The organism is Gemmata sp. (assembly GCF_051859125.1).
GTDB lineage: Bacteria > Planctomycetota > Planctomycetia > Gemmatales > Gemmataceae > Gemmata.
Genome location: NZ_JBHYGG010000250.1, coordinates 33,309 through 51,253, shown reverse-complemented (window position 1 = coordinate 51,253; position 17,945 = coordinate 33,309). Strand labels below are relative to the sequence as shown.

Annotated in this window: 12 protein-coding genes; 5 read left to right on the top strand and 7 right to left on the bottom strand. The window is 69.0% G+C overall.

Annotated elements, in window-relative coordinates:
• Positions 1–72 precede the first annotated feature (72 nt).
• From ACTIGN_RS22230 to ACTIGN_RS22220, 3 genes are all read right to left on the bottom strand, one after another.
• On the bottom strand, positions 73–5,190 hold the full coding sequence (locus ACTIGN_RS22230) for a PVC-type heme-binding CxxCH protein (RefSeq protein ID WP_439627918.1): 5,118 nt from the start codon (positions 5,188–5,190) through the stop codon (positions 73–75).
• Positions 5,191–5,273: 83 nt separating this feature from the next.
• Positions 5,274–6,284 carry a CobW family GTP-binding protein gene (locus ACTIGN_RS22225; RefSeq protein WP_439627916.1) on the bottom strand — a complete coding sequence of 337 codons (1,011 nt, stop codon included), beginning with the start codon at positions 6,282–6,284 and terminating at the stop codon, positions 5,274–5,276.
• Between the two features lie 22 nt (positions 6,285–6,306).
• A complete protein-coding gene (locus ACTIGN_RS22220; protein WP_439627914.1) occupies positions 6,307–6,858 on the bottom strand; it encodes a TIGR02996 domain-containing protein in 552 nt (183 codons plus the stop codon).
• Between the two features lie 119 nt (positions 6,859–6,977).
• Here ACTIGN_RS22220 and ACTIGN_RS22215 point away from each other — a divergent pair, with 119 nt between their 5' ends.
• Positions 6,978–8,234, top strand: coding sequence for a glycosyltransferase (locus ACTIGN_RS22215; RefSeq protein ID WP_439627912.1), 1,257 nt, complete (start codon positions 6,978–6,980; stop codon positions 8,232–8,234).
• A 127-nt stretch (positions 8,235–8,361) separates the two neighbouring features.
• A complete protein-coding gene (locus ACTIGN_RS22210) occupies positions 8,362–10,563 on the top strand; it encodes a DUF4139 domain-containing protein (protein WP_439627910.1) in 2,202 nt (733 codons plus the stop codon).
• Between the two features lie 54 nt (positions 10,564–10,617).
• Here ACTIGN_RS22210 and ACTIGN_RS22205 read toward each other — a convergent pair whose 3' ends face one another.
• Both ACTIGN_RS22205 and ACTIGN_RS22200 read right to left on the bottom strand, forming a co-directional pair.
• Positions 10,618–11,034, bottom strand: coding sequence for a hypothetical protein (locus tag ACTIGN_RS22205; protein WP_439627908.1), 417 nt, complete (start codon positions 11,032–11,034; stop codon positions 10,618–10,620).
• Positions 11,035–11,069: 35 nt separating this feature from the next.
• Positions 11,070–12,005, bottom strand: a complete 936-nt coding sequence (locus ACTIGN_RS22200; protein WP_439627906.1) for a DUF1559 domain-containing protein — start codon at positions 12,003–12,005, stop codon at positions 11,070–11,072.
• 332 nt (positions 12,006–12,337) lie between these two features.
• Between ACTIGN_RS22200 and ACTIGN_RS22195 the strand changes: the two genes are divergently transcribed.
• On the top strand, positions 12,338–13,186 hold the full coding sequence (locus ACTIGN_RS22195; RefSeq protein WP_439627904.1) for a helix-turn-helix domain-containing protein: 849 nt from the start codon (positions 12,338–12,340) through the stop codon (positions 13,184–13,186).
• Positions 13,187–13,194: 8 nt separating this feature from the next.
• On the opposite strand, the gene ACTIGN_RS22190 is transcribed toward ACTIGN_RS22195, so the two are convergent.
• Positions 13,195–13,971: a DUF4058 family protein gene (locus ACTIGN_RS22190; protein WP_439627902.1), complete on the bottom strand. Its 777-nt coding sequence runs from the start codon at positions 13,969–13,971 to the stop codon at positions 13,195–13,197.
• A gap of 30 nt (positions 13,972–14,001) precedes the next feature.
• Positions 14,002–15,507 (bottom strand): glucose-6-phosphate isomerase, encoded by a 1,506-nt coding sequence (locus tag ACTIGN_RS22185; protein WP_439627900.1) that lies wholly within the window; start codon positions 15,505–15,507, stop codon positions 14,002–14,004.
• A gap of 173 nt (positions 15,508–15,680) precedes the next feature.
• Here ACTIGN_RS22185 and ACTIGN_RS22180 point away from each other — a divergent pair, with 173 nt between their 5' ends.
• Together ACTIGN_RS22180 and ACTIGN_RS22175 are read left to right on the top strand one after the other, a co-directional pair.
• The gene (locus ACTIGN_RS22180) at positions 15,681–16,886 is read left to right on the top strand and encodes a 2,3-bisphosphoglycerate-independent phosphoglycerate mutase (RefSeq protein ID WP_439627898.1); all 1,206 of its coding nucleotides are present in this window, start codon (positions 15,681–15,683) and stop codon (positions 16,884–16,886) included.
• 61 nt (positions 16,887–16,947) lie between these two features.
• A complete protein-coding gene (locus tag ACTIGN_RS22175; RefSeq protein ID WP_439627896.1) occupies positions 16,948–17,940 on the top strand; it encodes a DUF1963 domain-containing protein in 993 nt (330 codons plus the stop codon).
• The last annotated feature ends 5 nt before the right edge of the window (positions 17,941–17,945 follow it).

Here is a 17,945-nt window from a genome sequence, read left to right as displayed (position 1 = left end):
CGACCGGAGCAACGTTGCTCCGGTCGCCCACCCTCCCGGCTCGCCGGGGTTGCTACAACCACGCCACTCGCGTTAGTGCTTGTGGTGGTCGCCGAAGTACTTCGCGGCCGGGTCGGCCTTGCCCCACACGTAGGCGAGCAGGTCGAGGATCTCGTCGCGGGTCAGCTTGTCGAGCAGGCCCTTCGGCATGATCGACGTCGTCAGCTTCTTCCGCTCCACGATCTGAGACGCCTTCAACTCCAGCGGCTTCGTGCTCGCCAGGGGGTTCTCGATCACCTTCACGACGCCGTCCTTCTCCTCAACGATCATCACGGTGATGACCTTCTCGTTGTCGAGCACGATGCGGTACATCGCGTACTTGTCGTCGATCCGCTTGGCGGTGTCGAGGATGTGCTCGGTGACCGCGGTCGCGTTCGTGAACACCTTCGGGTCGAGCTTGGCGAGGTCCGGGCCGAACTCGTTCCCCTGGCCGCCGAACTTGTGGCACGCCACGCACGTCGCCACGGTGAACATCTGCTTCCCGTTGGCGAAGCTGCGGCCGCCCTTGGCCTCCATCTCCTTCACCGCGTCGGCCAGTTCGTCGAGCTTCCACTCGGTCCGCGGGCGGTTGAACTTCAGCAGGTCGTCCTTCACCGGCAGCGGGTTCTTCGCGAGGTACTCTTCGGGGTTTTCCAGGTAGGCGTCGAGGTCCGCGACGACGTACAGCGCCCCGTGCATCCGCCGCCAGTGCCCCGGGTACGTGCAGACGTACGGGTAGATGCCGGGGTCCTTCGGGGCGGCGAACTTCAGTTGCTCGGCCTGCCGGGTCTGGAGCAGCTTGCTCGCGAGGAGCACGGTGCCCGCGGGCATCGGCGGCACGTACTGCTTCGCGGCCGCGGTTGGGTCGTTGGCGAACGCCTCGGCCGCGTTGCCGACCTTCTCCAGCGTGCCGGCCGCCACGATCACGAAGTTGTGCGGCATGATGTCGGTGTTCTCGAAGTGGAACTCGACCGGCTTGCCGGCCGCCACCACCAGCCGCTCCTTGTCGTAGCTCATCTGGTCGAAGAGCGTGCCGACGCGGATCACCCGCACGCCGACCTCGGACAGCTCCTTGCGGGCGGCCCGGGCGTCGGCGGCCGGCAGCAGCCCGGCGAGCCCCTCGCCGAGTTGCATCATGTCGAGCGCGACCGGCGTGGTCCGTTCGGCGACCGGCAGCGACCGGATGAACTTCAGCACCGCGTCGAGTTGCGGCTTGGCGTCGTCCTTCGGCCAGTCCTTGGCGGGGATGCGGAGCAGAGCTTGCACGGCCGCGCCGCGGTCGCGGTCCTCGGCGAGGAACTTCGCGATCGCCTTGAACGCGTCGGCCTCCTGCCCGCGGACGCTCGTGAGCGCGAACATCGCGGTCTTCCGCACGATCCGCTCGGGCGCTGTGGCCCCGACCGCGATCTCGGCCGTCTCCTTCGGCGTCGGGTTCTTCTCGCTCAGGAAGACCTCTTGCTTCTTGGCGTCGAGGACGCGGACGGTGAAGTCCTTGAGCCGCGTGTTGAGGTTCCCGTCGGTGCGGTTCCACACCACGATCTTCTCGATCGGCAGGTCGGCCCCGAGGTCCACCTCCCACCACGGGTCGTCGGTCCCCTCCTGGGTGTGGGTCTGGCCGCCGTCGGCGAACGCGCCGCTGCGGTTCCCGTCGATCGCCTTGCCCGCACCGGCGTTGTTCGAGGTGCTGGACTGGGTGGCCTTGCCCTTGCGGGCGACGTTCGTGCCGTCACTGAACACCTCCACCTCGGCCAGCGTCAGCGTCCGCTGCTTGCCGGGGAGTTCGATGCGGACGTACCGACCCACGGCCGCCTTCCCGCTGTTCAGGGTCTTCGCGAGTTCCGGCGGGAGCCCGGCCAGGAGCTCTTTCACCTTCGGGTACAGGGCGGCCCGCAGTGCCGGGTCGCGGACCATCGGGACCGCCGCGACGAAGTCCTGCAGCGCCGCGGTCGAACCCGTGGCGAGCTTCCAGGCCGGATCGACACCGGCGTCGGCCGCCAGCACCGCGACGTACCCGATCTGCCGGGTGAGGGCGGTGCGGCCCCTGGTCGCCATCGCTTCGAGGTCGCCGCGGCTCCTGGCGAGGTCCGCCTGCGGCTGCGACGTGAGGAGCCGGGCGAGGTCGAACGCGACCGATTCCTCGGTCGAGGCCGAGTCGTCGTGCGCCTTGATGGCGGTCACGAGGACGGCCGCCCCGGGCTTGTTGTCGATCTTCGCGAGCCCGACCAGCGCGTCGCGGCGGAACTCGTCGCGGACCCCGGGGCGGAACAGCAGTTCGAGCAGCACGCCCGGGGTGCGGTCCATCTTCAGGAGTTCGTCGGTGCCGACCGACTTCAGGAAGAACCGCGCGCCGGCCGGCGTCGTGAACTTGATCGGCCGCTTGTCGGCGATCGCCTTGTTCACGATCGGCGTCAGCGCCTTCATCGTCTCGGCGGCGACGTGGTTCACGAACTGGTCGGCCGGCTTGTCCTGGGCGATGAACACGACCTCGGCCGCCTCGGGGACGGTGAGGTAGCTCGCGGCCCGCACGGCTTCGAGCCGCACCCTCGGGTGGTCGTCGCCCGCGGCCACCTTGAACAGTTCAAGTGCCTCGGGCACGCGGTCGCGCCACGCCCAAAGCACGCGAACCGCGGCGGCACGGGCCTGGTACGTCGGCGACTTCAGCACGGTCTTCAGGAGGTCGGCGTGGACCGAGTTGTGGTACTGGTGGAGCCACAGGGCCTCGAGGCGATTGTGCTCGAAGTCCTTGTCCTTCTCGTCAAGTTTTGCGGCCCACGCCTGCACCGCGGGGATCACCTCCTCGGTCTTCCGGCCGCCGAGTTCGACCTTCGCCCGGTAGCGGACGCGGTCCTCGGGGTGCGTGAGCAGCTTCAGCAGGTTCTCGACGCTCTCGCCGGCGATCTTCGGCGACTGCGACGGCTGGCGGCCGTCGGCCGAGACACGGTAGATGCGGCCGTGGAGCCGGTCGCGGCTCGGGTCGCGGAGGTTGTGCTGCATGTGCCCGATGATCGGGTTCTGCCAGTCGGCGACGTAGATCGCGCCGTCCGGCCCGGTCTTGCAGTCCACCGGGCGGAAGTTCGGGTCGCTGCTCTTCAGCACCGGCTCCAGCTCCTCGCCCGCGAGGCTGCCCCCGACGTCGGAGAGCTTGTACCGCAGCACGCCGAGGAACCCGATGCAGTTGGTGACGAGCAGGTTCCCGTCGTACTCCGGGGGGAAGTGCTGGCTGGAGAGGATCTCCATGCCGCCGCTCGGCCGGGTCCGCTGCTGGTACACCTGCGGGGTCCGGGCGTGCTTCTGCGGGAACGGCAGGTACCCCGAGAACAGCGCGGCGTGGTACGGGTTCGCGCCGGTGCCGTCGATGACGATGTCCTGGCCCCACTTGTCGAACACGTGGCCGTGCGGGTTGGCGAACCCGTAGGTGACGTACACGTCGAACTTCTGGGTCCGCGGCTCGTACCGGAACACGCCGCCGTTGGCGAGCCGCTTCGGCGCGCCGTAGGGGTCCTCGACCTGCGAGTGGTGGAACGTCCCCTCTTGGAAGTACACGGCCCCGCCCGGGTCGAGCGCGAAGCTGTTCGAGGCGTGGTGCGTGTCGGCCGTGTCGAGGCCGTGGATCACGCGCTGCCCGACGTCGGCCCGGTCGTCGCCGTCGGTGTCCTTGAGGAACCACAGGTCCGGGGCCTGCGCGACCAGCACGCCGCCGTTGTAGAACTCGAACCCGGTCGGGTTCTGGAGGTTGTCGGCGAACACGGTCATCTTGTCGGCCTTGCCGTCCCCGTCAGTGTCCTCAAGAATCAGCAGCTTGTCGTTGTAGGGGTCGCCCGGCTTCCAGTGCGGGTAGTTCGGCCACACGGCGACCCACAGCCGGCCCTTCGCGTCCCACGCCATCTGCACCGGCTTGGCGAGCTCCGGCCACTTCTCCTCGCTGGCGAACAGCGTGACCTTCAGCCCCTTGGCGACGGTCATGCTCTTGATCGCGTCCTCGCCGGTCTGGAACAGGTGCTTCTTTTCCGGCCCGGCCCCGGGCTTGTTCGTCGGCACCGCGATCTGCTTCGGGAGGTTGCTGTCGTCGGGCTTCATCTGCTGGCCCTGCGCCGCGGCCCACACGACCTTGTCGCGGTTCCCGGTCATCAGGTCGAGGATGTCGAGTTCGCGCTGCGCGACCTCGTAGTTGGTCTGCCCGCCGACGAACTTGAGCCACGCGCGGCCGCCGTACACCGAGTACCCGTCGGTGACGCGGTGCCGCTGGAACCAGTGGAAGTTCCGGTCCTTCACGGCGGGAACGAGCTTGGCGACGTCATCCGCGGCGACCTTCGGAGCGGGGAACAGGGCCGCGTCGATGATCTCGGCGACCGCCCGGTTGCCGGTGTCGGTCAGGTGGACTCCGTTGATCGTCAGCGGCGTCTTCGCGGTCGCGTACGCGGCCTTGGTCGGGGCGTAGAGGTCGACGAACGGAACGTTCGCGGCCGCCGCGACCTCGCCCATCGCCTTCGCGTACAGTTCGAGGTTCTTGTTGGTCTCCTCGCCCTTCGGCAGGTTCGGCGACTTGTGGTCCTCGAACGCGATCGGGGAGAACAGGACGACCCGGGGGGCCGACTTGCCGTTGTACTTCTGCGACTGCTGGTGCTTGATGAACGCTTCGAGATCGGCCTTGAACTTCGGCAGCCCGGCCTCGCCCGCGAACGACTCGTTGTAGCCGAAGAACGCGAGGATCACGTCCGGCTTGGTGTTCACGTTCTCGAACCGGTTCTCGTTCGCGGCGCTCTTGTCCGCGACCTGGTTTGGCTGCGGGATGGGGGCCTTGCCGCCGAGCCACTGGTCGGCGGACCCGAAGTCCTGCGACCGGAGCCGCTTGTTGAAGTCCGGCTTGTCGGTGTACCCGCCGACCTCGTCGCCCGAGTACCCGAGGTTGCGGATCACGAGGTCGTGCTTCGGGAACCGGGCGTGGAGCCGGGCGTCGAGCCAGCCGTCGTGCTGCATCCGCTCGGCGAGGGTGTTGCCGACGATGCAGACGTGGTCGCCCTTCTCGAACGTGAAGGGCTTCACCGCCGGTTGCTCGGCCGCCGCGACCGCGACGGGCCGCGTGCCGGTTGGGTGGATGGTCAGCGCCGCGATCGCGGCAACGAGTGCGGCCGGCGCGAGGGCCGCGCTGGCGAGAGAACGTCCGCCGGGCATGGGAACTCTCCGGGGGGGAGAAGCGAAAAGTACGGTGGGCAAGAACCGTGATTGTACTCAGGGATCGCGACGGGGGGAACGAGTTACCGCGGAGCGATGGGAGCGAGCAGGCACCCGACGAGTTCACGCTCGAACGCGGCCCAGTCGAGCGCGTCCGAGAACACCTCCAAGCGGCTGTCGCGGCGGTACGCGGTGGGAGCGACGCTCACGGCCGTGCCCGAGCGGTTCACCGCCTCCCACTCGTCGGGCAGGTGGAACACGCCCTTGAGCCGCGCCACGCCCTTCGTGCCCGAGAGCAGCGCGAGGAGTTTGTTCTCGTCGAACACGTCGTCGGCGTGGAACACCCACCCGCAGCACGCCGGCAACACGCCGGGCGGCGAGGGGTAGCGCACCGGCGCACCTGGTTTGGCCGCAAGCCCGCCCATTGCGATGGGGGCGCTCTCATCGTGATGGTGGTGCGCGTGTGCCTCGGGGAACAAGGGCAGCCGCTCGTCGTTCGAGGTGAGGTCGAGCCACGCGGGGTCGAGGCGGCCGTTTGTCGTGCCGGCGATCAGCAGCTTGGGCGGGAACAGCCCCTCGGCCCACGCTTGGAAGTCGCCGACGAGTTCGGGCGTTGCCGTGTCGAGTTTGTTCATCACGACGACGTCCGAGAGTTGCACCTGATCGACGAAGATCGGGTTCGCTCGCATCTCGGGCTTGGCGAAGTCGGCCGGATCGACAATGCCGAGTGTGGCCCGCACGTCGAGGCGGTCGGCGTAGTTCTGGCGCAGCATGTCGAGGAGCCGGGCCGGGTGGCCGAGGCCGGTCGTCTCGATGATGAGCCGGTCGGGCTTGGCGTCGAGCAGCAGGAAGTGAATGGCGACGGGGAGGTACGGGGCGGTGGCGCAGCACACGCACCCGCCGCCGACCTCGCGGACCGAGACGCCGTCCGGCCCGCTGCCCTCGATCATCGCGCCGTCGATGCTGACGTCGCCGTACTCGTTGACGAGCACCGCCCACCGCGACCCGGCGGCCTTGTTCTTGAGGAGGTCGATGACCGCGGTCGTCTTGCCGACGCCGAGGAACCCGGTGATGAGATTAACGGGGATCGTCATGCGGGAATTGTATGCGGTCGGTTCACCAGAACTTCCACCACGGCCGCCGCGGCTCGGGTTCCGGGGCGGGCACCCGCATCCGCCCCATGCGGATGTCGCCCGGCCCGCCCGAACCGGAAAACACCTTACGGAGGCTGGGAGCGAGCGCGACGCACAGGCCGAGTTCCGAACGCTTCCGGGCCTCGCGGAAGGTCAGGCAGTAATAGACCTTCTTGTCGCACGTCTCGCAGTGACGCACTCGGGTGTCGTTCGTTCCCTTGAGTTGTTCCCATTGCTTCGGGCACTTGAACGCGAACTCGTCGTCGCAGTTGTCGATCGGCGGGCGCTCGAACACTGCCAGCCAGTCGGGGTCGAGCGACGGACGGAGTTCCTCGATCCGGTCGAGAACCCCAATCGGGTCGGGCCACATTCCTTCAGGATTCAGGAGCCGCACCTGTAGCCGAACGAACTCGGCGCGCGGGTCGTCGCGCTCGTCGAGCCAGTCGGCGTAGGCGAGCCAGCCGGTGAGGTCGGCGGGGTTGGTGAGGATGGCGCGGACGAACGCCTTGTCCTCGTCGCTGAGCGGGGCGGACATGACGGAACCCGGAACGGGGTAGGGGACGTGATGCGTTCAGCGTACCGCACACCGGGGTTGACCGCAAATTGCCCACCGGCCACAATCCGCCGCCCGAGTGTTGTCGGAAAGGAGTTCCCGTGCGGCCGTTGAACATCGCCGTCCTCGACGAAGAGTTGCCGTTCCCGCTCACCTCGGGCAAGCGCATCCGCACCTTCAACCTGCTCCGCCGCCTCGCGGACCGGCACCGCGTCACCGTGCTGTGCCACCGGAACCCGGACCGCCGCGAGGAACTCGACGCCGAGGACGCCTGCCGCTCCGCCGGCATCGAGACCGTCGTGGTCGAACGCGCCGTTCCGTCGAAGTCCGGCCCGGGGTTCTACGCGCGGCTCGCCGGGAACCTGCTGTCGCCGCTGCCGTACTCGGTCGCCACGCACACCAGCCCGGCCCTCGCACAGGCGATCCGCGAGTTCGCCGATGCCAACGCCGTGGACGTGTGGCACTGCGAGTGGACCCCCTACGCGCAGGTGCTCCGCACCGCCCTCGGCGACGCCCTCGACCACTCGGCGTGGACCGTGATGGCGCACAACGTCGAGTCGCTCATCTGGAAGCGGTACCTCGAAGCCGAAGCGAACCCGGTGCGGCGGTGGTACGTCCGCAAGCAGTGGCAGAAGTTCGAGCGGTTCGAGCGGTGGGCGTACTCGGCCGCCACGCGCGCGATTGCCGTGAGCCCCGAGGACGCGAAGCTCATGCGCGAGGAGTACGGGGCGACGCGGGCCGACGTGGTCGACAACGGCGTCGACGTCGGGTACTTCCAACCGCAGCACGACGTCGACCGCGACCCGAGCAAGCTCCTGTTTCTCGGCAGCCTCGACTGGCGGCCGAACCTCGACGGCGTCGTGCTCCTGCTCGACGACATCTTCCCGAAGGTCCGCGAGAGGCACCCGAGCGCGACCCTCTCGCTCGTCGGCCGCCGGCCCCCGGAGTGGCTCAAGGAGCGCGCCGCGAATACGCCCGGGGTGCGGGTGTTCGCCGACGTGCCGGACGTTCGCCCGTTCCTCGCGACCTGCGGAATGCTGGTGGTGCCGCTGCGGATCGGCGGCGGCTCGCGGCTGAAGATCCTCGAAGCGCTGGCGATGGAGACGCCGGTCGTCAGCACGCGGGTCGGGGCCGAGGGATTGACGCTCGCACCCGAGCGCGAGTTGATCGTCACCGAGACGCCGGCCGAGATGACCGAGCGCATCCTGGAAGGCATCCGCCGGCCCGACGAACTCCGCGAGACCGCCGAGCGCGGCCGCCGCCGGGTGCTGGCCCGGTACTCGTGGAACCCCCTCGCCGACAAGCTCGAAGCGGTGTGGCGCTCGGTCGCCCGCACCCCAGCGGCCATCCCCGCGTAACGGCCCGGACGGGATTTTTTCGCCCCCCGCAAGCGCGCGGGGATGCTCCCTCGTCGGGTAAGGTGAGACTCGCTCACTGGCCCCACCGGGCCACCGGCACACATCTCATCTCTCTGAGGGTAGCGCAATGGCATCGAAGTGGCTGAAGGTCGCCCCGGTCGCGGGCGTGGTCGGGCTCGGCGTGGGGCTCGGGATCGGGGCCGACAAGCTCGTGAGCGCCGCCCCCGAGGCCGCCGCGAAGCAGGACGTGAAGCCGGCCGTGTCGCTCCCCATCACCCGGGTGGTGATGTTCAACAGCGGCGTCGGGTACTTCTCGCGGTCCGGCGAGGTGACCGACGATGCCCGCGTCGACCTGTCGTTTCAGGAAACGGACATCAACGACCTGCTGAAGAGCATGGTCCTCGAGGACTTCGGCAAGGGCCGCATCGCCGCGGTGTCCTACGACAGCCGCGAGCCCATCTCCCGCACGCTATCCAGCTACGCCATTAACCTGAACGGCCAGCCGACGTTCGCCGGGATCGTCGCCCAGATGCGCGGCGAGCGCATCGAAGTGGTGACCACCCCCGGCGCGACGAACCAGCCGGGCAAGCTGTCGGGCGTGATCGTCGGCGTCGAGACCCAGAAGGTCCCGGCCGGCACGACGACCGTCGACGCGCAGGTCATGAACATGTGGTGCGCCGAGGGGCTCCGGGCCATCAAGCTGAGCGAGGTCCAGCAACTGCGGTTCGCGAACCCGGTCATCGAGAGCGAGTTCCGCCGCGCCCTGGACACGCTCGCGCTCACGCACGACTCGCAGAAGAAGTCGGTGTCGCTGCACTTCGCCGGGGACGGCCCGCGGAAGGTGCAGGTGGGCTACGTGGTCGAGGCGCCGATCTGGAAGACCTCGTACCGCATGGTCCTCGCCGACAAGGAGAAGCCGTACCTGCAGGGGTGGGCGCTGGTCGAGAACCCGACCGACGAGGACTGGGCCGGCGTCAAGATGGCGCTCATCTCGGGCCGCCCGATCTCGTTCAAGATGGACCTGTACAACCCGCTGTACATCAACCGCCCGACCGTCGAGCCCGAGCTGTTTGCCTCGCTCCGCCCCGTCACCTACCGCGGCGGGTTCAAGCAGAACGCCGACGGCGTGGCCTTCGAGCCGAACGCTGCGATGAAGGACCAACAGGCGGCTCTGGGCAAGGCGGCCCGCAGTGGGGCGATGCCGCCGGCGGCCCCGGGTGCGGGGTTCGGTGGTGGCGGCCCGGGGCGGATGGAGCTGGCCGAGGTGGAGAAGTCCCAGGACGCCAAGAAGTTCGCCGCCGACGTCGGCCGAGAACTCGGCGGCCGCATGAACACCAACACGGTCGGCAACTCGGCGACGGCCGGTGCGTTGGGGGACTTCTTCCAGTACACGATCGACCACCCGGTGACCCTCGGCCGGCAGAAGTCGGCGATGCTCCCGATCGTCGGCAAGGACGTCGAGGGCCAGAAGGTCTCGATCTACAACCAGAGCGTCCAGAAGACGCACCCGCTGCTCGGGCTCAAGTTCAAGAACACCTCGGGCGCGCACCTCAATCAAGGCCCGATCACCGTGCTCGAGGGCAGCGTGTACGCCGGGGACACCCGGGTCCTCGACGTCCAGCCCAACGAGGAGCGGCTCGTCAGCTACGCCATCGACCTGGGGACGGAAGTGGACCCGCAGGTCGGCCCGGGCACGCAGAAGATCACCAGCGTCAAGGCGGTCCGCGGCATCATCACGACCAAGACCCGGCTCACCGAGGAGAAGAAGTACCGGATCGTGAACCGGTCGCAGACGGACCGCACGCTGCTCATCGAGCACGCGAACCGCACGAACCAGCAGTTCAAGCTCGTGGACACGGACAAGCCGGTCGAGGACACCCCGGACGTGTACCGGTTCCAGACCCCGGTGAAGGCCCAGGAGACCAAGACGTTCGTGGTCAAGGAGGAGCGGGAGCTGGCGAACACGGTCACCCTGACCAACAACGGGGACGACACGATCCGGCACTTCATCAACCTGGCCGAGGCGGGCCCGGAGCTGAAGGCCCAGCTCACCGAGGCGCTCAAGGTCAAGGGGACGTGGGACCTGGCCCGGCGCGAGCTGGCCCAGGTGAACCTCGACCTCCAGCGGCTCAACGCGGACCAGGACCGGATCCGCAAGAACCTGCGGGAGACGCCGAAGGAAGCGGAGGTGTACGCGACCTACCTCAAGAAGCTGTCGGACCAGGAGAAGGAGATCGACGCCCTGACCGATCGGCAGAAGGCGCTGATGACCGGCGAGTTCGCCGCCCGCAAGAAGTACGACGACTTCCTCGCCAACATCTCCGACTGACGCGCGGTAATGCGAAACACCCCCGGCGTGCCGGGGGTGTTTTCGTTGATCCGCTCACTTTCCCGCGAGGGGCAGGTCGATGGTGTTGGCCCCGGGCTTTACGGTGAACTCCAGGCCGCTGGTCTTCGGGTCGCCGTACCGCCGCGGCGAGAGCGGGATCGCGGCCGGCGGCTCATTGCCCCTGGGCGGCGGGGGCGTGTCCATGACCTGCACCGCGACCCTGTAGACGCCGGCCGGCAGGCCGGTCCTGGCCCCGACCCTGAGAGTGTACGAGCCGTCCCGCTCGATCATCCCCCGCGGCGTCGGGCGGGCCGCGTCCCCGTCGGCGGGGTAGAACGTCACCTCGCCGATGGGCGCGTCGCGGCCGCCCACGGTGACCCTCCCGGTCACCGTGGCGTCCAACTCGTTGCGGCACCCCGTCAGGAACAGACCCGCGGTCAGAACCACCGCCCCCGCCCACGTTCGGTGCATCGCGTTTCCTCCGGTGCCGGCGTTCCTCGGGGTGGTCACGGGAGGTTCGCGACCTCCCCGCCGGCCTTCGTCGCGAGCTGGCGGTACACGACGACGTTGACGCTGTCCGGGACGAAGCGGACGGACCCGTCGGCCAGGCAGAAGTTCGCCCCGCCGAGGTGCAGGCTCCGGAACGAAATGGTGATCGGCCAGTACGTCGGGTCCGAGTGGAACGTGTTCAGCGCGACGTGGCACGAGGCGTAGTCGCCGTTCGAGAAGAACGCCGCGGTGTGGGTGTTCCACTTGGCCACGTCCTCGCCGACCGCGAACGTGTTGCTCAGCCCGTCGGTGATCTGGGTGAGGCGGACCGGCTCCTGGTAGTTGTTGCGGTAGAACAGGCCGGAGCACCCGACCGTGCTGTGGCAGTCGCTCGCGTCCACCCCCGGCTGGCCGGCGTTGTACCCGCCCATCGGCGTGGCCCCGATGTTCCCCTTGTAGTTCGTGTTCGTCTGCTCGACGCCCGACATCTGGTGCGGCTGAACAACGAGGGACGCCGCGTTCGGGTCGGTCGGGCACTGGAGCACCTTCACCGGCGCCTGGAGCACGGTCGACCCGTTGGCCGTCGAGCACGCGAACAGGCCGCCGCTCGGGCTGCCGAGGTTGCCGGCCCGCGTCGGTTCGAGCGCCTGGTACAGGCCCGCCTGTTCGAGGTACGGGAGCGCGGCGATGACCCACCCGCGGCCGTTGAACGGCGCGACCGGGTTCGGCCCCTGGGAGCCGTAACTGCGGCTGGTCGGAAGGGCGCCGGTCGCGTCGTGGTGGGCGTGCAGCGCGATGCCGATTTGCTTGAGGTTGTTCTGGCACTTGAGCCGGGCGGCGGCCTCGCGGACCTTCTGCACGGCCGGCAACAGGAGCCCGATCAGGATCGCAATGATGGCGATCACCACTAACAGTTCAATCAGTGTGAACCCGCGGTTCCGGCGACTGGACATGAGGCACCTCGAACAATGACGTGACGAACGGTGCGAAACGAAACCCGCGGCGGGCGGGCGGGGACGCGATGCCGATCACTGCCGCGGCGACCAACCAACGGGACCGATTCGACGGATGACATGCGGACGCGGTCCGGAGGCGCTTCAACCCCGAGTCCGCGTCCCTTCAAGAAAGCACATTTTCGCACGCCCGTCCGTTCAATGTCTTGGAGGGCGACCGCAGGAAAGTGTAAAATCGCCGCACCCCGACGCTCGTGCCGAGTCGCGAACTTGCACGCGGCCGCGTCCCGCGCGACGCTGAACGGGGCCTTCCACCTGCCGGAGCCGCAACAATGCCCCCGCTGGACGAACTCGGCCGCAAGCCCGCCAGTGCCGGTTCCGAGGCCGAGATCGACCCGTGGGTCAGTGGCCTCGTCGCGTTCCTCCTCAACGGCGTCGATTTCGTCGCCGCGGGGGCGGTGTTCCGCTTCGCCGAACTGGAGGCGTACTACCACGGGCCGGGGCACCTCGACCTGTTCGCCCACCGCGACCCTGTGCAACTCGAGAACGGCCGGTGGTACTTTCACCGCACCCGGGGCGAGTACCGCGGCGGGTCGTTCAAGGGGCTGGACCTCGCGTTCGGCGACGGCACGGCGCACTTCGGCATCCTGATCCGCACCGTGGTCGGGGCCGACGGCACCGTCCTCGACGGCCCGTGCGTGACGGTCGACCACCTCCTGGGGCTCACGAAGGCGAGGGACGTTGCAACACTCGACGGCGTGATCTCGGGCCGCAAGGTGTGGGACGCGACCGCCCCGCTGTTCATCCGCGCGAGCGCCGAGCGGCGGGCGGCCCCCGTGTACCGGTGCTCGCGGGTCGGTCTGTCGCTGAAGAAGGCGAAGGGGAAGCCGGACGCGCCGCGGTTCGTCGGCCGGCCGTACCGGTTCCTGACGGAGCCCCGGCTCGTCACGAAGGGCAAGCCGCACCTCGTCCTCGCGCTGCACCGCCGCGGCGAGACCGCCGACGCGATCGCGGTGCTCACCGGGTGCCCGAAGAAGACCGTGGAGCGGTACATCAAGGACTTCGAGGCGGGGAAGGCCGCAGACGCCTTCGACGGCTACGTGGGCAAGGATCTGAGCACGGGCGAGTTGTGCAACATGCTCGGGACATGGGCGGCGAAGTACGGCGGCCCGACCACCTGACCGGCCGGTCACCCCGGAGCCGCGGGGACGAACGCGCGAGCCCACTCGGCGTCGGCCGGGTCGAGCGGGGGCTCGGGGGGCGTACCGTAAATGCGGTACGCGTACCCGCCCTCGTCGTAGGTCGCGTCGAGGACGGCCTTGAGGTGGAGAACGGGTTCGGGCTCGTTCGGGCGCAGGGGCACGGGGACGGCGGGGAACGGGGTGCGGACCGAGATGGGCCACAGGCCGACCTTGGGTCGCTCCCACCAGCGGCTCACCAGGGCGTAATAGTCGCACCCCGCCGGGAGCGTGCGGATCGGGGGCCGCTGGCCGCCGCGGAGGAGGTCGAGTTCGATGAAGTTGGTCCGGCTCGCCAGGATCTCGTGCCGCTTCTCGATGTAGCGGTCCCGGTCCGCCCCGGGCTGCTTGTTCGTGGGGCTGAGCAACTCGATAACTGTGACGACCTCGCGGCTCTGGGTGTCGCGGACCACGACCCGGCGGACCTTCTTTTTCGTGACCCCGGGGATGGTGACGGTCACGGGAGCGGAGAGCGTCGCGACCGGAGCCGTGGCGCCCGAAGTGCGGTATTCCCCCGCCCCTGCAACGGCGACGTCTGCTATTGCGAACAGCCGGTCCGAGTCGTCGTTCGGATCAATGTAGAGGGACTCTTCGAGTTCCGCGAAGTACCGGGGCACGAGGAGCGGGGTGAGTGCCGCGATGACGCGGCCGAGGAGGGCGGTGTGGACGCCCCGCCACAGGCCGGCCTGCTCCAGGTACGGGTTCATCCCCGGGAACGGTGACGGCATCTCATCCCTCGGCTCAGCGGCGGCCGCCCGTCACGCGCCCTTGGCGGCGTCGCGGACCTCGCCCTTGGGCAGGTTCGGGGTCGCCTTGAGGTGCCGGGTCAGGTTCGACTTGTACGCCTCGACCCCGGGCTGGCCGTACGGGTTCACCCCCATCATCCGGCCCTCGACCACCGTCGCCAGCATGAGCATCTGCATCAACTGGCCGATCGTGTGCTCGGTGAGCGCCGGCAGGAGGACGTCGGCGGTCGGCCGGGCGGCCTCGGCGTAGGCGTCGGTGACCCCCTTGTGCGCCGACTCCATCAGGTCCGGGAGCCCCTTGCGGCTGAACTGGTTCAGGTCGTCCTCGTTGCGGTCGGCCATGCCGACCATGACGGCCGGGTGCGCGACGGTCCGGACCACGAGGTTGTTGACCATCTTGTCGCGCGCGCCGTCCTGGTGCTGCTGGCCGCGGGTGTGCAGGTCGCGGCTGGCCACCATCGTGACCGGGGTCGGCCCGCGGCCGGTCTTGCCCAGGGACTCGCTCAGGAGGTGGTCGTACCACCAGCCGACGGCCTCCAGCTTCCGGGTCCACACGGTGGTCACGCGGGTGTGCTTCTTCTGCTCCTCGGTGAGCAGGTAGTTGACGGCCGCGAACTGGAGGACCGGGTTGCGGTCGAACGGCTCCTCGAGGAACCGCCGGGTCATGGTGGCGGCCCCGAGGAGCATGGCCCGGATGTCGAGGCCGACGGTCGCGGCCGGGAGCAGCCCGACGGGGGTGAACACGCTGTACCGGCCGCCGACCTCTTCGGGGATGCTGAGGACGTCCTCGTCGGCGTACCCCTCGGCCCGGCACAGGTCGCGGAGCTTGCTCTTGGCCCCGGTGATCGGGACGATCACCCGCTTGAGCATGGGCGACTTCGGCCCGTAGAACTTGGCCGCCTCGGTCCGCACGGCCCGGTACGTCGCGGCCGTTTCGAGCGTGTCGCCGGACTTGCTGGCGACGATGATCCCCCACCGCTCGTCGGTCAGGTCCGGGTCGACGCAGGTGTTCTCCAGGAGCTCGAACAGGTCCTGGAGCGGGTCGTTGTCGTGGTTGTTGCCCTCGAAGTACATCCGGGGCTTGCCCATCCGCAGCTTCGCGGGCATCTCGTTGTGGTACGAGTGGCACAGCGCGTCGATGAGCGCGCGGGGGCCGAGGTAGCTGCCGCCGGTGCCGAGGACGACGATCCGGTCCACGTCCTCGCGGAGCCGGTTCGAGATCCGGATGATCTTCCCGACCTCGCTGGCGTCCTGCTTCCGCTTGAACTGGTCGAGGAGCTTCTGCGGGAGGTCGATGAACCCGGACTGGAGGGGCCGCAGCTTGGCCGGCGGGTTCAGGAGCTCGCGCTCGGCCCCGACGACCCCGCGGACGTCCATCGCGGCCTTCTTGAACGCGTCGAACCGGTCCGTCGAGATCAGGTGCTGGCCCTGTAACTCCGCCAGCGGGGTCCACGCCTCGGCCGGTTGGGCCAGGGCCCGCTGGTAGTTGTACTCGATGTTCTCGTCGGGCAGTTGCATCGTTCGTCCTAAGTCCATGGGCCGCGAGCGACGGTCCGTCCGAAGTCCTGTCCCGCCGGGGATGGGTGCGGGCCGCCGCGGAATGGGGCCGCCAACCGGTGTGGGAGCATGGACTAAGGACGAGGGACTAGCCCTACTGTACGTCATTTCCGGCGGGACGTAAACTATCCTCCATGAACATCCACGACCTTGTTCGCGAACTCCGCGAACCCAGCGCCTCCAAAATCGTCCTCCTGGTCGCCGACGGGCTCGGCGGTTTGCCACTGGAACCCGGTGGTAAGACCGAACTTGAGACCGCCGCGACGCCCCACTTCGACGACGCCGCGCGCGACGGTATAACCGGACTTTCTGTCCCGGTTTTGCCCGGAATAACCCCCGGCAGCGGCCCCGGGCACCTCGGCCTGTTCGGCTACGACCCCCTCGAGTACCGCATCGGCCGCGGCATCCTCGAGGCCCTCGGCATCAACTTCGCCGTGGGCGCGAAGGACGTCGCCATCCGCGGGAACTTCTGCACGCTGGGGGCCGACGGGAAGATCACCGACCGCCGCGCCGGCCGCCCGACCAACGAGAAGAACAGGGCCGCCGTCGAGCGGCTGCGGACCATCAAGGTCCCCGGCGTCGAGCTGTTCGTCGAGCCGGTCAAGGAGCACCGGTTCGTGCTGGTGATCCGCGGCGACGGGCTCGGCGACGCCGTCAACGACACCGACCCGCAGGCGGTCGGCGTGCCCCCGCTGCGGGCCGAGGGGCGGGACGCCGCCGGGGCGAAGACGGCCGCGGTCGTGAACCAGTTCGTCGCCGAGGCGACGAGGGTGCTGGCCCCGGAAGCGCCGGTCAACGGCGCGACGCTCCGCGGGTTCGCCACCTACCCGAAGATCGCGAAGTTCGAAGAGGTGTACGGGCTGAAGTCCGCGGCCATCGCCGTGTACCCGATGTACAAGGGGCTCGCCCGGCTCGTGGGCATGGACATCCTCGACCCGGGCACGTCGCTCCAGGGGCAGGTCGACACGCTCAAGCAGGTGTGGAACGACTACGACTTCTTCTTCCTGCACTACAAGTACACCGACAGCACCGGCGAGGACGGGAACTTCCCCGCGAAGGTGCAGATGATCGAGAAGCTCGACGAGGTGGTGCCGCAGATCCGGGCGCTGAAGCCGGACGTGTTCATCGTGACCGGCGACCACAGCACCCCGAGCCGGATGAAGTCGCACTCGTGGCACCCGGTGCCGACGCTCCTGGTGTCGGACGTGTGCCGGCCGGACGAGGTGACCGAGTTCAGCGAGCGAGCGTGCCTGCGGGGCGGCCTGGGCCAGTTCCAGGCGATGCACCTGATGCTCCTGGCGATGGCCAACGCCGGCCGCCTCGGGAAGTACGGCGCGTGACGCGGGGCCCGATCGCGCCGCACCCGGCCCCGGCGGAAGTGGTCTCACCCCCGGGGTTCCCATGCCGCCCAAGAGCCCGAAGCCGCACGCGAACTTCCCGGCACCGGCCGCGGCCCTTCGGGGCGAGGCCGATCTCCTCGCGGCGGTCCTCGCGGACCCCGGCGACGACACCGCGCGGCTCGTCTACGCCGACTGGCTCGACGAGCACGACGACCCCCGCGGCCAGTACCTCCGCGACACCGTCGCCGCGTTCCGCAACGGCACGAAGTTACCCCGCGAGTCGCGGACGTGGAAGGCGTGGTCCGATCTCGTCGGCATCGACTTGATGCGGCGGCTCTGGCAGCAGACGCCCACCGAGTTCAGCCAGACGGTGCTGGGCCTGGCCCGGCCGGCGGTCAACTTCGTCGCGAAGCGGACGGCCGAGGCGAAGATCCCCGTCGGTGCGAGCAAGTTCGGCGGCGGCCCGGACCTGCCGGCGGGCGCGAAGTGGCCAGTGTACCGCGGCGCGCCGCTGTCGTTCCTGGCGCAGATCAACCTCGCCGAACTCGCCCCCAGCCCCGCCTGCCGCGAACTCCCTTCCAGCGGGGTGCTCTCGGTGTTCTGCTACTACGACCCGGACGAGGGCAACGACGCCTTCCCCAAGGGAAGTTGGAAGCTGCTCCACTTCCCGGACGCGTCCAAGCTCACCCGCAACCTGCCGCCCGAAGTGTCGTTCAGCCCGTGCCGGCTCGTGTTCACGGAGTGCCTGACGGTCCCGGACCCCGACTCGCCGTGGAACAAGACCATCGGGTTCGGGCACCACGAGGACGCGGAGGACATGTACCGCGAGGTGATCGTCGGACCGGTCGGCGGGCACCAGCTCCTCGGCTACCCGGTGCCGATCCAGTGCGACCCGCTCGACAAGAAGACGGTGCGCCACCTGCTCACGATCGACGCCGACGACAAACCCGATTGGATGTGGGGCGACGGCGGCGCACTGTACTTCCTCATCACCGAGGCCGACCTGAAGGCCCACCGGTTCGACCGCGTCCGGCTCGCAATGCAGTGCTGCTGACCGCG

Excerpts from the sequence above, each read along its gene's own strand:
- ACTIGN_RS22200 (WP_439627906.1), bottom strand. The coding sequence starts at position 12,005 with ATGTCCAGTCGCCGGAACCGCGGGTTCACACTGATTGAACTGTTAGTG.
- ACTIGN_RS22195 (WP_439627904.1), top strand. The coding sequence starts at position 12,338 with ATGCCCCCGCTGGACGAACTCGGCCGCAAGCCCGCCAGTGCCGGTTCC.
- ACTIGN_RS22225 (WP_439627916.1), bottom strand. The coding sequence starts at position 6,284 with ATGACGATCCCCGTTAATCTCATCACCGGGTTCCTCGGCGTCGGCAAG.
- ACTIGN_RS22185 (WP_439627900.1), bottom strand. The coding sequence starts at position 15,507 with ATGCAACTGCCCGACGAGAACATCGAGTACAACTACCAGCGGGCCCTG.
- ACTIGN_RS22220 (WP_439627914.1), bottom strand. The coding sequence starts at position 6,858 with ATGTCCGCCCCGCTCAGCGACGAGGACAAGGCGTTCGTCCGCGCCATC.
- ACTIGN_RS22190 (WP_439627902.1), bottom strand. The coding sequence starts at position 13,971 with ATGCCGTCACCGTTCCCGGGGATGAACCCGTACCTGGAGCAGGCCGGC.
- ACTIGN_RS22210 (WP_439627910.1), top strand. The coding sequence starts at position 8,362 with ATGGCATCGAAGTGGCTGAAGGTCGCCCCGGTCGCGGGCGTGGTCGGG.
- ACTIGN_RS22180 (WP_439627898.1), top strand. The coding sequence starts at position 15,681 with ATGAACATCCACGACCTTGTTCGCGAACTCCGCGAACCCAGCGCCTCC.
- ACTIGN_RS22175 (WP_439627896.1), top strand. The coding sequence starts at position 16,948 with ATGCCGCCCAAGAGCCCGAAGCCGCACGCGAACTTCCCGGCACCGGCC.
- ACTIGN_RS22230 (WP_439627918.1), bottom strand. The coding sequence starts at position 5,190 with ATGCCCGGCGGACGTTCTCTCGCCAGCGCGGCCCTCGCGCCGGCCGCA.
- ACTIGN_RS22205 (WP_439627908.1), bottom strand. The coding sequence starts at position 11,034 with ATGCACCGAACGTGGGCGGGGGCGGTGGTTCTGACCGCGGGTCTGTTC.